The sequence below is a fragment of the Duganella sp. 3397 genome, from assembly GCF_031456625.1.
Lineage (GTDB): Bacteria > Pseudomonadota > Gammaproteobacteria > Burkholderiales > Burkholderiaceae_D > Rugamonas > Rugamonas phyllosphaerae.
Window position 1 is genome coordinate 52,960 of the sequence record NZ_JAVDVB010000005.1, and the last position, 12,385, is coordinate 65,344.

General features: G+C 62.2%; 16 protein-coding genes. 10 read left to right on the forward strand and 6 right to left on the reverse strand.

What is annotated here, in order from left to right:
• Positions 1-92: 92 nt before the first annotated feature.
• Entirely contained in the window at positions 93-2,051 is a 1,959-nt protein-coding gene (locus J2X54_RS16660) for an AsmA family protein (protein ID WP_310182153.1), read from the reverse strand.
• 259 nt (positions 2,052-2,310) lie between these two features.
• Here J2X54_RS16660 and J2X54_RS16665 point away from each other — a divergent pair, with 259 nt between their 5' ends.
• From J2X54_RS16665 to J2X54_RS16690, 6 genes are all read left to right on the forward strand, one after another.
• Positions 2,311-2,697 carry a DUF4398 domain-containing protein gene (locus J2X54_RS16665; RefSeq protein WP_070247111.1) on the forward strand — a complete coding sequence of 129 codons (387 nt, stop codon included), beginning with the start codon at positions 2,311-2,313 and terminating at the stop codon, positions 2,695-2,697.
• Between the two features lie 15 nt (positions 2,698-2,712).
• Entirely contained in the window at positions 2,713-3,624 is a 912-nt protein-coding gene (locus tag J2X54_RS16670) for an OmpA family protein (protein WP_310182154.1), read from the forward strand.
• Positions 3,625-3,655: 31 nt separating this feature from the next.
• The gene (locus tag J2X54_RS16675; RefSeq protein WP_070247112.1) at positions 3,656-4,192 is read left to right on the forward strand and encodes a bacterioferritin; all 537 of its coding nucleotides are present in this window, start codon (positions 3,656-3,658) and stop codon (positions 4,190-4,192) included.
• A gap of 68 nt (positions 4,193-4,260) precedes the next feature.
• On the forward strand, positions 4,261-4,563 hold the full coding sequence (locus J2X54_RS16680; protein ID WP_070247113.1) for a YqjD family protein: 303 nt from the start codon (positions 4,261-4,263) through the stop codon (positions 4,561-4,563).
• 21 nt (positions 4,564-4,584) lie between these two features.
• The gene (locus tag J2X54_RS16685; RefSeq protein ID WP_310182155.1) at positions 4,585-4,953 is read left to right on the forward strand and encodes a phage holin family protein; all 369 of its coding nucleotides are present in this window, start codon (positions 4,585-4,587) and stop codon (positions 4,951-4,953) included.
• 9 nt (positions 4,954-4,962) lie between these two features.
• The gene (locus J2X54_RS16690) at positions 4,963-5,319 is read left to right on the forward strand and encodes a hypothetical protein (protein ID WP_070247114.1); all 357 of its coding nucleotides are present in this window, start codon (positions 4,963-4,965) and stop codon (positions 5,317-5,319) included.
• Positions 5,320-5,397: 78 nt separating this feature from the next.
• Here the strand turns inward: J2X54_RS16690 and J2X54_RS16695 are convergent, their stop codons facing one another.
• From J2X54_RS16695 to J2X54_RS16705, 3 genes are all read right to left on the reverse strand, one after another.
• Positions 5,398-5,742 (reverse strand): hypothetical protein, encoded by a 345-nt coding sequence (locus J2X54_RS16695; RefSeq protein ID WP_310182156.1) that lies wholly within the window; start codon positions 5,740-5,742, stop codon positions 5,398-5,400.
• Between the two features lie 16 nt (positions 5,743-5,758).
• Complete coding sequence (locus J2X54_RS16700) at positions 5,759-5,911, reverse strand: DUF3309 family protein (protein WP_070247116.1); 153 nt, start codon at positions 5,909-5,911, stop codon at positions 5,759-5,761.
• A 74-nt stretch (positions 5,912-5,985) separates the two neighbouring features.
• A complete protein-coding gene (locus J2X54_RS16705; RefSeq protein WP_070247117.1) occupies positions 5,986-6,438 on the reverse strand; it encodes a glycine zipper 2TM domain-containing protein in 453 nt (150 codons plus the stop codon).
• Between the two features lie 250 nt (positions 6,439-6,688).
• Between J2X54_RS16705 and J2X54_RS16710 the strand changes: the two genes are divergently transcribed.
• A complete protein-coding gene (locus tag J2X54_RS16710; protein ID WP_070247118.1) occupies positions 6,689-7,000 on the forward strand; it encodes a BON domain-containing protein in 312 nt (103 codons plus the stop codon).
• 97 nt (positions 7,001-7,097) lie between these two features.
• The gene (locus J2X54_RS16715; RefSeq protein ID WP_229255267.1) at positions 7,098-8,291 is read left to right on the forward strand and encodes an AI-2E family transporter; all 1,194 of its coding nucleotides are present in this window, start codon (positions 7,098-7,100) and stop codon (positions 8,289-8,291) included.
• Positions 8,292-8,311: 20 nt separating this feature from the next.
• Here J2X54_RS16715 and J2X54_RS16720 read toward each other — a convergent pair whose 3' ends face one another.
• Complete coding sequence (locus J2X54_RS16720; RefSeq protein WP_310182157.1) at positions 8,312-9,214, reverse strand: YihY/virulence factor BrkB family protein; 903 nt, start codon at positions 9,212-9,214, stop codon at positions 8,312-8,314.
• Between the two features lie 50 nt (positions 9,215-9,264).
• The gene (locus J2X54_RS16725) at positions 9,265-10,302 is read right to left on the reverse strand and encodes an OmpA family protein (protein WP_310182158.1); all 1,038 of its coding nucleotides are present in this window, start codon (positions 10,300-10,302) and stop codon (positions 9,265-9,267) included.
• A gap of 389 nt (positions 10,303-10,691) precedes the next feature.
• Here J2X54_RS16725 and J2X54_RS16730 point away from each other — a divergent pair, with 389 nt between their 5' ends.
• Both J2X54_RS16730 and J2X54_RS16735 read left to right on the forward strand, forming a co-directional pair.
• The gene (locus J2X54_RS16730; protein WP_026637310.1) at positions 10,692-11,303 is read left to right on the forward strand and encodes a winged helix-turn-helix domain-containing protein; all 612 of its coding nucleotides are present in this window, start codon (positions 10,692-10,694) and stop codon (positions 11,301-11,303) included.
• Between the two features lie 131 nt (positions 11,304-11,434).
• A complete protein-coding gene (locus J2X54_RS16735; RefSeq protein WP_310182159.1) occupies positions 11,435-12,319 on the forward strand; it encodes a zinc-dependent peptidase in 885 nt (294 codons plus the stop codon).
• The last annotated feature ends 66 nt before the right edge of the window (positions 12,320-12,385 follow it).

Consider the following 12,385-nt stretch of genomic DNA (forward strand, 5'->3'; position numbering starts at 1 on the left):
TCTCATCCGCACCGATGACTGAAGAATACTTCTTGCCGAATCGAATCTCCGTTCGGCAGCGCACCTTGAAACACCTTGTTACCCTTGTTACCCTATTTTCCCGCTCGCTTGCCTGGTCCGGGACCGCGTGCCAGCAGCGCCTGGCATTGCGTGGCCGGCGTCGGGCCGGACCCGGTGGACACCAGCGGCGCGATGGCGGCCACCGGGGCCACCAGGGCCAGCGCCACGGCGCTGCCGGCGCGCAGCGCCATGCTGCCCTTGTCGATGGTTACCTCGGTATCCTTGAAGGTGCCGCGCACGTAAATCGGCGAGCGCAGCGACAGGATGCGCATGCTCTTCGCATCAGGCTTGAGCGTAAGGTCGAGCTTTTCGTTGGCCAGGTTGACGGTGCCGCTGGCATTGATGACCGCTTCGGCCGTGTCCACCACGAACAGGCGCGAACGCATCAGGCCGTCACGTACGCCGAAATCGGCCACCAGGCAGTTGAGCTTGACCTGCTCGTCGCCGAACAGGCGCGTGACCACCACGCTGCCGAGGTTCAGTCCCATTTCCTCGAGCATCAGCTTGCTCACGCTGCCGCCGCTGACCGCGCCCTTGAAGTCGCCACTGGACGAACCGAGCAAATCGGCCACGGAGTTGCCGCTGGCGGTCAACGCCACGTCGGCATTGACTTCGCCCACGGTGGCGCGCATGCCGTTGATGTCGGGGAACAGCTGCTTGAGTTGCAGTCGGCGCAGGTCGGCCTTGAGCTCGGCGCGGATGGCGCGCGGATCGACCTTGCCGCTGCCGTCGAGCACGATATTCGACGCGAATCGCCCGCCGGCGATATCGAAGTTGAGCGGCTTGAGCGACAGCACGCCATCTTTCATGTGCAGCAGGGTTTCGACGTTTTGCACCGGCAGGCCCTGGCCGCGCGTGATGCGCTGCGCTTGCAGCTTGACGTCGGCGTCGAGCGTGGTCCAGCGGTCTTTGCGGAACGCTTCCACCGGCAGCACCTTGTTGCGCGGCTGGACGGTTACCACCCCGCGCGCCTCGCGGCTGGCGTTGGAGTCGGCGCCCACCAGCGGCCCCAGGTCGGACAATTGCAGCAGGGTCGAGGTCACCGTGCCGGTCAGCAGCGGGCGCGGCGTGGCCGAGCGGTAATCGAGCGTGCCGGCAATGTCGCTGCTGCCCACGCGCCCGGTAAAGTCCTGGTAGCGCCAGTGGCTGCCGGCGCGGTCGATGCTGCCGGTGAGCCGTCCCTCGGTAGTAAACGGCGGCGTCTCGGGCAGCAGCACGCCGGTGATGCCGTACAGGCGCGCCATGCTGGGGCCGGACATGTTGAGTTTCAGGTCGAGCGCGGTGAGGGCAGCGGGGCGGGTGAGCGTGCCCTCGGCGGCAATGCGGGTGCCGCCCACGTCGAGGGTGGCTGCCAGCGGGTAGGGCGCGGCGTGCTCCTGCAAGCCCAGCACGGCGCCCGACTTGCCGCTGCCGCTGATGGCCTGCTCGTTCCACTTGCCCTTGAGCGTCCATGCCACGCCGTACAGCCTGTCATTGGCCAGGGTATCGACCGTGGCCACCGCATCGACATGGGTGGACGCGTCGCGGTAGTTGACGATGCCGCGCGCCAGCACCACGCGCTGCACCGCCAGTTGCCACGAGGGCTGCTGGTCCTCCTTGTGAAAAGTCCAGTTGTTGCGGCCCGCTTCATCGCGCAACAGCCACAGTTGTGGCTGGTCGAAGCGCAGCAGCGGCACCACGATGCGCTGGCGCAGCAGCGGCAGCAGTTCCACCGCGAAGGCGAACTGGCCCACGCTGGCAAACTCGCCGCCGGCCTCGATCGACGCCGGCTGGCCGATATGGACGTCGCGCGCCACCAGGTGCGGCAACGGTAGATAGTCGCGCCAAGTGCGGTCGGCGCCGGCGCCCTGCTGGCGCCAGGCCAGCGTGAGCGAGCCACGGATCGCAAACGGCCGGTCGATGGCCGCGCCGATGCGCTGGCTGATCCACGGCCGCGCGCTGTTCCAGTCGTAGGTGGCCAGCGCGATCGCGGCGGCGGCGGTGGCAAGCATGCCTGCCCCGGCCACCACGAGGACAACACGAACGGAGCGGCGGCGGAGCAGGGCAGGAGGCATCGTGAAAGTAGGGAGCTGGCAGGTTGCAACATTCTACACAGGACCGCGTTGGCGGCCTGTCCGGGTGCGCCAGCGCACGTACGGCGCGTACCGGCAGCGGGGTGTCGGCCCTATGTGCGGCACCGAACTGAGCGAGCCAGGGCATGCGCCTATAACGTTACTTGTCAGTTCAATATTTTCACAAGGAGAACAATAAATGAACACAGTTCAGCATAAAGTCAAAGTAATCTGCGGCGCTCTGGCGCTGTTGGGCCTGGCAGCGTGCGCCAGCGAGAAGACCCCGGCTACTGCCGACGTCGCCGTCTCGCGCGCTGCTGTCGCCAACGCCACCTCGGCCGGCGCTGCCGACCTGGCGCCGGAAGAGATGAAATCGGCCCGTGAAAAGATGATGCGCGCCAACCAGGCGCTGGCCGCCAAGGACTACAAGCTGGCCCAGGACCTCGCCGCGCAAGCGCAGGCCGACGCCCAGCTGGCGCAAAGCAAGGCCAACTCGGCCAAGGCTACCGCCGCTGCGGACGAGCTGCAGCAAAGCATCCGCGTCCTGCGCGAAGAAGCTGCGCGCGCCAACACCCAACAACAATAAAAACTGGAGCCCGATATGACCCCTACCAAATTCATGACCAAGCTGCGCATCCTGCCTGCCGCCGTTGCCGTGGCAATCGTCCTGTCCGCATGCAGCAGCGCGCCGATCACCACCAGCGAGCTAGACGGTGCACGCGGTGACTTCGTCGCCGCCCAGAGCAACCCTGCCGTCGCTGCCAGCGCACCGGTGGAATTCAAGGCCGCCGCAGACGCGCTCGACCGCGCCAACGCCGCTGCCGCCCAGCGCGAAAGCCTGGCCGACATCGACAAGCTGGCCTATATCGCCAAGCAGAAGATCGCCACCGCCCAGGAAGTGACCAAGCAGCGCCAGGCCGAAGCCAACGTGGCGCAAGCCGGCCGCCAGCGTGACGAAGTGCGCCTGGAAGCGCGCACCGCCGAAGCCGACAAGGCCCGCATGGCTGCCGAGCGCGCCAAGGCCGACGCCGATGCAGCGCGCCAGCAGGCCGACACGGCCGCAGCCTCCGCCCGCGACGAGCAAGCCAAGGCCGCAGCATTGCAGCAGCAACTGAACGACCTGCAAGCCAAGCAGACCGATCGCGGCCTGGTGATCACGCTCAACGACGTGCTGTTCAACGTGGACAAGGCCGAACTGAGCGCCGAAGGCATGCGCACCGCGCAAAAACTGGCCGACGTGCTGGCCCAGGAACCGAAAAGCATGGTGCTGATCGAAGGCTTCACCGATTCGACCGGCAGCTCGTCGCACAACCTCGACCTGTCGCAGCGCCGCGCCGATGCCGTGCGCCAGGCCCTGGTCGGCATGGGCGTACCAGCCAACAAGATATCCACCAAGGGCTACGGCGCCGCCTACCCGGTGGCCGGCAACAACGACGCTGCCAGCCGTCAACTGAATCGCCGCGTGGAAATCGTGCTGTCGCAAAACGGCGCACCGATCACCAACCGTCGTTAATCCAATAATTCATTGAAAAGGACTATTTATCATGGCTGAATCCAACCCCACCCATCCGGCAGGCATTGATCGTGAAGCTATCCGTGAAGCAGCACGCAACATGCTGGACGGCCCGGTAACGTCCGGTTACAAGGGCGACCGCGAAGCAGTCATCAAAATGCTCAACGACGCGCTGGCTACCGAGCTGGTCTGCGTTATGCGCTACAAGCGCCACTACTACACGGTCAGCGGCTTGCAAAACGGCCCGATCAAGGCCGAGTTCCTGGAGCATGCCACCCAGGAACAGGAACACGCCGATTCGCTGGCCGAGCGCATCGTTCAGCTCAACGGCGAGCCTGATTTCAATCCTGCAACGTTGCTCGCACGCAGCCATGCCGAGTATGATGCATCGGACGACGTGCAATCGATGATCAAGGCTAACCTGATCGCGGAGCGCGTTGCTATCGAGTCTTATCGTCAAATGATCGAGCAAATCGGCGATACCGACCCGACGACGCGCCATCTTTTGATCAGCATCATGGCCGTGGAAGAAGAACACGCGGACGATATGCGCGATCTGCTTGAATAATCGATTAGGCCAGTTTGACAATTTGTTGTACAGTTTTCACTTCTCAAAACCATAACAGGAGCATCATTATGTTGGAACAAAATATCAGCACCGTGAATAACGACGTGAAAACTCTGGTCAAGGATGCTCAAGCATTGTTCACCGCCGCCACCGCACTGACCGGCGAGAAAGCCGACGAACTGCGTGGCCGTGGCATGCGCGCGCTGGACTCCGCCCTGGCCAAGGCCCACGAAGCGCAAATCAGCGCCCTGGCCGCCAGCAAGGAAGCCGCCAAGCAGGCTGACGCTTACGTCAAGGAAAACCCATGGCGTTCGATCGCCGCGGCGGCCAGTATCGGCTTGCTGGTTGGCGTGATCATCGGCCGTAAATAAGCGATGGCGCAAGCTGACGAAATGAACCGTCCGCCTGGCCTGATTGCGTCGCTGGGCAACATCGCCCGCAACAGCATGGGCCTGCTGCTGATGCGGCTGGAACTCGCTGCCCTCGAGTTGTCGCAGGTGCGTAATCACCTGTTGCAACTGGTGGTGGCGTTTGCCGTCGCGCTGGTGGCCGGCTGTTTTGCGTTGGCGTGCATTACGGTCATGGTGGGTTACCTGGCGTGGAGTACGCTGGGCTGGCTCATCCTGCCGATCCTGGCCGGGTTCTTCCTGGTGCTGGCGATAGGCTTGATCCTGTACGCGCGTGGCCTGATCAATGCCGGCAAGCTGTCGATGCCAGCCACCATGGCCGAGCTCAAGTCCGACCGCGACATGTTGATGTAAGGAGAGCAGATGAGCAAACAGTCACATGATCCGGTCGCGGCCGATATCCAGCGCGTGATCCGAGAGGGCGAGCTGTATCGCATCAAGGTGGTCCACGCCAAGGCACTGGTAGCGCAAGCCCTGCGGCCCGACGCGCTGATGCACGGCGCGATGGACCACGCCGTCAGCCTGGCGCAGGCGCGCCTGGGCGGCTTGATGCAGCCCGGTGGGTTGAGCAACTTCAACTACAAGGCGCTGATGCCCTATGCCATCACGGTCGGCTCGTTTCTGGCGCGCAAACGCCTGATCAAGCCGGTCCTGGGCGTGGCGGCGCTGGCCGGTGTTGGGGTGGCTTGGCTGCTCAAGCGCAAGCGCTCCACGACTTAAGCTGGCACCGCAGCCAAAACCATCGGGCCCGTGAGCGATAATCGCTCACGGGCCCGAATGCTTTACATGCATGAACAATCAGGGTTGTTTGGCGTTTTCGGCGAGCACTGCCGTCACGTTGGCCATGTCGTGGCGGTAGGTGTCCTGCGCCTGCTTCAGGCAGCTGGCGCGCTCTGCGGCAGGCCCCTTGGCGCAGGCCTGCTTGGCTTCGGCCAGCGCGGCGCCGATTTCCTTGCGCAGGGTGCGCTCTTTCTGCGCCGGGGTGACGTCTTCGCGGTGCCAGCGGGCCGGATCGCCGTTGGCGATTTCCTGCTGCTGCAACTTGACGTTTTGCGGTGGCGTGTTGTCTTGTGCCTGCGCGGCAAACGCCGCGCAGGACAGGGCCAGCACGGCGCCGCAGGTCAGGGTCTGGAAAGTCTTCATGGCGGCGCCCCGTGCCTTACAGGCGACCGGTCAGCAGCATGATCAGCAGGATCACGACCAGCAGGCCGGTGATGCCGCTGGGCGCATAGCCCCAGCTGCGGCTGTGCGGCCAGGTAGGCAAGGCGCCCACCAGTAACAGGACCAGGATGATCAGAATGATGGTGCCCATGGAATTCCCCTTATTTTATGAATGTATGAATGACGGCTGAAGCGCGATTTTGAAGCTCGAATCAATATCGGGAATTAATAACGGTACAGGCGGCCGTCGATCAGGCGTACGCGGTTGCCCACGCGCAGGTCGTACACGCTGTCCTGGTTCACCAGGCGGTAGTCGCCATTGTCCATGCGCACGCTGATCTGGTATTCGTCGCGCGGTGCGTTGCGGTTGTTCTCGACATTGTTGCCCACGACGCCGCCAGCAACGGCGCCGGCCACGGTGGCTGCCGCACGGCCATTGCCCGAACCGACCTGGTTGCCCAGCAGGGCGCCAACCAGGCCGCCAGCGACGGCGCCAACGCCGTTGCTCTTGCCTTGCACGGTCTTGACCTGGATCGATTCGATGGTGCCGTAGCTGGCCGCTTCATTCTGGTAGCCGGTCTGCTGGCCGTAGCCCGGATTCTGGTTGCTCGTGGCGCAGCCGCTCAGTACGGCGGTAGCGGCAAGTACGACAGCGGCAAGGGTGCGTTGGGAATTCATGTTGTCCTCCTGAAAGTAATGAGCCCAGAATAATCAACCCAACGCTGGCGGTCTGTGCGCTTCCGCACCAAGGAATTACCCAAATAAATGTGGTGACTTTGCCAAAATCCAGCGTGTGTACGATACCGTACAGAGTACTTGCCATGAAGCGCGTAAAACGTCTCCATCGGCAGCAGCGACGACCTGACCAAAAGTAACGGCGCCGCTCGGCTGACAAACTGATTCGATCAAAACACCAAGGAGAACCACCATGAAAATCGCCCACAAAATCGCTACTGCACTGTTCACCGTTTCGTTGCTGGCTACTGCCGGTTGCGCTTCGACCGCGACCAAAGAAGGCACCGGCGAGTTCGTCGATGATTCCGTAATCACCACCAAGGTCAAAGCGGCGATCTTCAATGAGCCTACCCTGAAAACCACCGAAATCAACGTGGAAACCTTCAAGGGCACCGTGCAGCTGAGCGGCTTCGTGGCACAGCCTGCCGACATCGGCAAAGCTGGCGAAGTGGCGCGCGGCGTCAAAGGCGTTTCGTCCGTCAAGAACGACATCCGCGTGAAGTAATTCCGCTGGATTTCGCTGGTTCGCCCTCGCAGCAGGGCGAACGCGATCGGCGCGGCATGCTTCGGTGTGTCGCGCCGTAATTACATTGTGAGTCATCATGAGCCAGCAGCCCGCAGATATTCCTCCCGCCGCACCCGCCGCGCCCGCCACGCTGACAGCGAGCCCGGTCACCAGTACCGAAGCCGAACCCGGCGTCCTCCAGCGTTTCCCCATTCATGTCAATGCCCGCGGTGTCGCGCTCGGCATCATCGCCACGGTCGCTTTTGTCTGGGCCTTGCAGTGGTCGCGTAATTTCCTGGTCCCGCTCCTGCTGGGCATCCTGATCAGTTATACCTTGAGTCCCCTGATGGGATGGATGACGCGCCGGCGCGTGCCGCGCGCGATTGCTGCCACCTTGATCACGGCTGCCATCGTCGCTGGCTCGGCCATGGTGGTGGACAAGCTGCACGGCGAGTTCGAAGCCATCGTGGAAGAATTGCCCAGCGCTGGCCACAAGCTGTCGAAGATCGTGGAGGAGCGCCTGCATGGCAGCTCTAGCGCCTTGCAGCGCATCCAGGCAGTAGCCACCGAGCTGCAGCAGGCTACCGCCGGCGCCCAGGAACGGCGCGCAGCGCGCAAGGCGATCCCGGCGACATCGCCCGAGTTTCCCCTGATGAACTGGGTGTGGGCCGGTTCGATGGGCCTGATGGGTTTTCTCAGCCAGGCCACCATGGTGATCTTCCTGGTGTTTTTCCTGCTGCTATCGGGCGACACCTTCAAGCGCAAGCTGGTCAAGCTCACCGGGCCGTCGCTGTCGAAGAAAAAGATCACGGTGCATATCCTGGAAGACATCAACACCTCGATCCAGAAGTACATGCTGATGCTGTTGGTCACCAACGGCATGCTGGCGGTGATGATGTGGATTGCGCTGCGCTGGATCGGCCTGGAAAACGCCGGCGCCTGGGCCATCGTGGCCGGCTTGTTGCACCTGATGCCGTATTTCGGACCCTTGCTGATCATGCTGGCCACCGGCCTGGTGGCGCTGCTGCAATTCGAATCGATCCAGATGAGCGTGCTGGTGATGGGGACGTCGCTGGCGATCGCGACCCTGGTCGGCACCATCATCACCACCTGGATGACAGGCCGCTTCGCCCGCATGAACGCCGCTGCCGTGTTCGTCAGCTTGCTGTTCTGGGGCTGGTTGTGGGGCGTTTGGGGTCTTTTGCTGGGCGTGCCTGTGATCGTGATCGTGAAAGTTGTCGCGGAGCGGGTGGAGGGGATGGAGGTGGTGGCGGAGCTGCTGGGCGAATAACCCGCGCCCCGCCACCCGACTTACAGCTCGGGGTCGGACCCGGTACCGGGTCCGACCCCGGTTTGCACTGCGGGTTGCGAGCGCAAACTGCCGAGCTGCAGCGCATATTGCCGGGCAAATTCCGCGCCCAGGAAAAAGATCTGCGCCGAGTAGTACACCCACAGCAGCAGCGCGATCACCGAGCCGGCCGCGCCATAGCTGCTGGCCACGCCGCTATTGCCGATATACGCGCCGATGGCAAATTTGCCCAGCGTGAACAGGGCGGCGGTGCCCAGCGCGCCGATGCTCACATCCTGCCACGACAATTTCACCCGTGGCAGCATCTTGAAGATCACGCCGAACAGCGCGGCAATCACCAGGAAGCTGATGGCGTAATTGATGCCGGTGAGCGCCTCGCCGGCATCGACCCAGATCCGGTCCCAGTATTTCTGGATGATCGTCAACACCGCGCTGACCACCAGCGACACCATCAGCAGGAACGCCAGCACCAGCACCATGCCGAACGACAGCAAGCGGGTACGGACCACGTCCCACGCGGTGCTGGTGGTGACAGGCGGCACTTGCCAGATCACGTCCAGGCTGGATTTGAGTTCGGCAAACACGGTGGTGGCGCCAAAGATCAGCAGCAGGAACGCGATGATGGTGGCCAGCTGGCCTTCTTCCTTGTTCTTGGCGCCGGCCAGCACCAGCTGGATCGCTTCCGCACCTTGCTGGCCGACCAGGCCGTTGAGCTGGGCGAACAATTCGCCTTGTGCGGCCTGCGGACCATAGAACAGACCGGCAATGGCCAGCACCAGCACCAGGATCGGCGCCATCGAAAACAGGGTGTAGAACGCCAGCGCCGCGCCCATGCTGCCGGCCCGGTGCGAAAACCATTCGGAGACGGTGCATTTCAGCACCGAAAAGATATCTCTTTTTCTCATCGTTAAAAAAAAAGCCCCGCAACCGAAGTTGCGGGGCTCTTCCGAGTGGATTACTTCACGCGGCGTTCGATGGTGATTTGTTCCACCTCGACGCGACGGTTAGGTTCCAGGCACTTGATCAGGTCAGCTTTACGCTTGTTGTCGCAGTTGACAACAGGGTTCGCTTCGCCACGGCCTTCGGCGGTCAGGCGGTTGGCTGCAACGCCTTTACCAACCAGGTATTCCTTGACCGACACAGCACGACGCTCCGACAGCTTCATGTTGTACTTTTCCGAACCGAGGCGGTCGGTGTAACCGGCAATGGTGACATCGTTGATGGTCGGGTTGTTGTTCAGCAGCGTAGCGATCTCGTCCAGCTTAGGCTGGTTCGAGTTCAGCTTGGCGCTGTCGAAACCGAACATTTCGGTCGCCGACATCGTCACTTTTTCCATGCGCACTGGCGGTGGTGGCGGTGGTGGCATTGGCGCTGGTGGCGGCGGTGGTGGTTCTGCCACGACTGGTGCCGGTGGTGGCGGTGGTGCCGGGCGCGGTGGCGCTGCGAAGGCGAAGTTCACGCCGACGGTCAGGTACAGGTTGTTGCTCTTGTCCGATGGGTACACGTCGTCACGCAGGAAGCCGTGCACGTTGCGGATGTCAGCCTGGAACGTGGTACGTTCGTTCATGTCTGCCTGGAAACCCAGGCCAGCGCTCAGGTACGGCGAATTCTTGGAGATTTCGTTTTGACCGGCCAGGGCCAGCTTGTCGCGCTGTACACCGGCGCCGACCAGGATGAATGGACGGAACGACTTACGGGAGAACAGGTACAGGCCATCTACGCCCAGGGTCTGTTGCTGGTAACGGTTGCCGTCGTCTTTCGAACGGGCGTAGGTGCCGCCCATTTGAACGTCCCAGTTTTCGTTGACTGCCTTACCGAACTTCAGGCCACCGCCCGGGCCGCGGCGATCGACGCCGAAGTCGCTGTCAGGCTTGAAGCCGCTGACGCTAGGCTGGACATACCACGATGGGTTGATGACCGGCTCTTGAGCCATGACGGAGAACGACGCACACAGTGCTGCTGCGGCGAGGGCGATTTTCTTAGTTTTATTCAAGGTAAGCTCCCGATTAATGAAGGATATTTCGATGTTACGTGGTCAGCTGTGTTTTGTTCACCGCTGCTAGGACCGAACTTTAAGCAAAATAGTCAGTTCGTTCAGTACGCTAGCGCACAAAAGATTGTGCTGTATCAAATTCGACACAGATTATGAATTTGATCCGGCAAACCATGCAACTTCCCGAAAAGGAGGGGGTCCTATCTACATTGTTCGGGTTTCGCCACTAATGTTCGTTGCCGCACAGACCGGTGCGCTGCAAAAAGGCATTCTGGCGTCAGATGCAGAGACTGTAGCGTTCGATCCCAGTCGGATCCCAACCATACAGCCACTGCTGCCAATATCCCGGCAAAACCAATCTCGGCAATTTGTTATTAAGGAGTGTACACATGCACGCACAACCCCAAACCCTGGTTCAGAATGAAATGAAAGCGTCGCTCGACATGCAATCGACCACCAGCAAGCTGTTGGAGCGTCCGGTGCCACTGGACCGCAAACCCGGCCTGTCCATGGCCTCGATCGAGCGCGTGCGTTCCACTTCCGCCACCCTGCGTCGCATTGAAAACATGCAAAAGCTCATCGCCGAGCTGTCGATGCACGAAATGCTGGCCGACGAAATCGCCTGGTTCCTCAAGTTCTCGCCGTCGGGCGCCCGTAAATACATCCGCGACCTGCGCGAAGCCGGTGTCATCGAACTGGCCCGCTACGTCGAAGGCACCGCCACCTACCTGGGCAAGGCGGTGTACCAGCTGACGCCGGACCCGGAACGCGTTGCCGCCTTCCTGGCCGCCATCGTCCAGCCGAAGCGTGAAGGCGCGCCACCGCGCAAGGAACGTCCAGGCCTGCGCGAGCAAGCCATGGCCGGCAGCGGCCGCCACTTCCACATCCTGGCCGACGATACCCACTACGCCATCCGCGTCAACCGTGGCCCAGTCATGCGTGACCCGCTGGTTGCTGCGCTGTTCGGCTCGGCGCCATCGCAGCAAAAAGCTGCCGAGTAATTCGGCGGACACATCGAAAAGCCGGGCTTGCCCGGCTTTTTGCATTTCGGAATGTTTGTATTGCCCGTGTATTGAAAGAGGGACAAGTGTCCTCACTTAAGCATCACTGAACTTTTACGGATGCGCTGTACATGGAAGCCCTGATCTGGATCGTCCTCACGCTGCTGGCCATCGCGCTCCCCCTCGCTTTTCCGCGCTGGCGCCTGCGCCGCGTCCTGGCCCGTCCGCTACCCGCCGACGCGCTGGCGATATTGCAGCGAACCATACCCGTCTATCACCGCATGCCGCTCGAATTGCAGCAGCAATTGCAAAAGCTGGTCGTGCAATTCCTGCATCAAAAAAAGTTTGTCGGCTGCGAAGGGTTGGAGATGACCGACGAAATCGCCGTCACCATCGCTGGCCAGGCCTGCATGTTGCTCCTCAACCGCCACACCAAGGTGTATCCGGCCTTGCATACGGTGTTGGTCTATCCTTCCGAATTCGTGGCGCAACGGGCCGAAATCGGCCCCGGCGGCGTGGTCACGCCCGGTCGCCAGAGCATGCTGGGCGAATCATGGGACGATGGCCGCGTGGTGCTGTCATGGGACGACGTGCAGCGCGGCGCCGGCGACTGGACCGATGGCCACAACGTGGTGCTGCACGAATTTGCCCACCAGCTCGACAGCGAATCGGGCCGCGCCAACGGCGCCCCGTACCTGGGCAACCCGGCCAGCTACCGCGAGTGGTCGGAGATTTTGCAGCGCAATTTCGACAGCCTGCGCATGCGCGCCATGTACCGGCAAGAGACAGTCATGGACCCGTACGGCGCCACCAATCCGGCAGAGTTTTTTGCCGTTGCAACCGAAACTTTTTACGAGAAACCGTACCAGATGGCCGAGCATCACGGCGAGCTGTTTGCCGAGTTCCTCAAGTATTACCGCGTCGATCCGCGCCAATGGACGCCGCCGCCGCCACCACCGCCACCACCGGTGCAGCTTGAACCGGGCGAGATCAGCTACAGCTTCAACCTGCACTAAGAGCTGGTTCTCAAAACACGGTGCGGCTGCGCACCGACTCGCCGCTGTCGCGGGCGCATATTGCTG

Excerpts from the sequence above, each read along its gene's own strand:
- J2X54_RS16665 (WP_070247111.1), top strand. The coding sequence starts at position 2,311 with ATGAACACAGTTCAGCATAAAGTCAAAGTAATCTGCGGCGCTCTGGCG.
- J2X54_RS16675 (WP_070247112.1), top strand. The coding sequence starts at position 3,656 with ATGGCTGAATCCAACCCCACCCATCCGGCAGGCATTGATCGTGAAGCT.
- J2X54_RS16730 (WP_026637310.1), top strand. The coding sequence starts at position 10,692 with ATGCACGCACAACCCCAAACCCTGGTTCAGAATGAAATGAAAGCGTCG.
- J2X54_RS16700 (WP_070247116.1), bottom strand. The coding sequence starts at position 5,911 with ATGGGCACCATCATTCTGATCATCCTGGTCCTGTTACTGGTGGGCGCC.
- J2X54_RS16690 (WP_070247114.1), top strand. The coding sequence starts at position 4,963 with ATGAGCAAACAGTCACATGATCCGGTCGCGGCCGATATCCAGCGCGTG.
- J2X54_RS16680 (WP_070247113.1), top strand. The coding sequence starts at position 4,261 with ATGTTGGAACAAAATATCAGCACCGTGAATAACGACGTGAAAACTCTG.
- J2X54_RS16720 (WP_310182157.1), bottom strand. The coding sequence starts at position 9,214 with ATGAGAAAAAGAGATATCTTTTCGGTGCTGAAATGCACCGTCTCCGAA.
- J2X54_RS16695 (WP_310182156.1), bottom strand. The coding sequence starts at position 5,742 with ATGAAGACTTTCCAGACCCTGACCTGCGGCGCCGTGCTGGCCCTGTCC.
- J2X54_RS16715 (WP_229255267.1), top strand. The coding sequence starts at position 7,098 with ATGAGCCAGCAGCCCGCAGATATTCCTCCCGCCGCACCCGCCGCGCCC.
- J2X54_RS16735 (WP_310182159.1), top strand. The coding sequence starts at position 11,435 with ATGGAAGCCCTGATCTGGATCGTCCTCACGCTGCTGGCCATCGCGCTC.
- J2X54_RS16685 (WP_310182155.1), top strand. The coding sequence starts at position 4,585 with ATGAACCGTCCGCCTGGCCTGATTGCGTCGCTGGGCAACATCGCCCGC.
- J2X54_RS16705 (WP_070247117.1), bottom strand. The coding sequence starts at position 6,438 with ATGAATTCCCAACGCACCCTTGCCGCTGTCGTACTTGCCGCTACCGCC.
- J2X54_RS16710 (WP_070247118.1), top strand. The coding sequence starts at position 6,689 with ATGAAAATCGCCCACAAAATCGCTACTGCACTGTTCACCGTTTCGTTG.
- J2X54_RS16670 (WP_310182154.1), top strand. The coding sequence starts at position 2,713 with ATGACCCCTACCAAATTCATGACCAAGCTGCGCATCCTGCCTGCCGCC.
- J2X54_RS16660 (WP_310182153.1), bottom strand. The coding sequence starts at position 2,051 with ATGCTTGCCACCGCCGCCGCCGCGATCGCGCTGGCCACCTACGACTGG.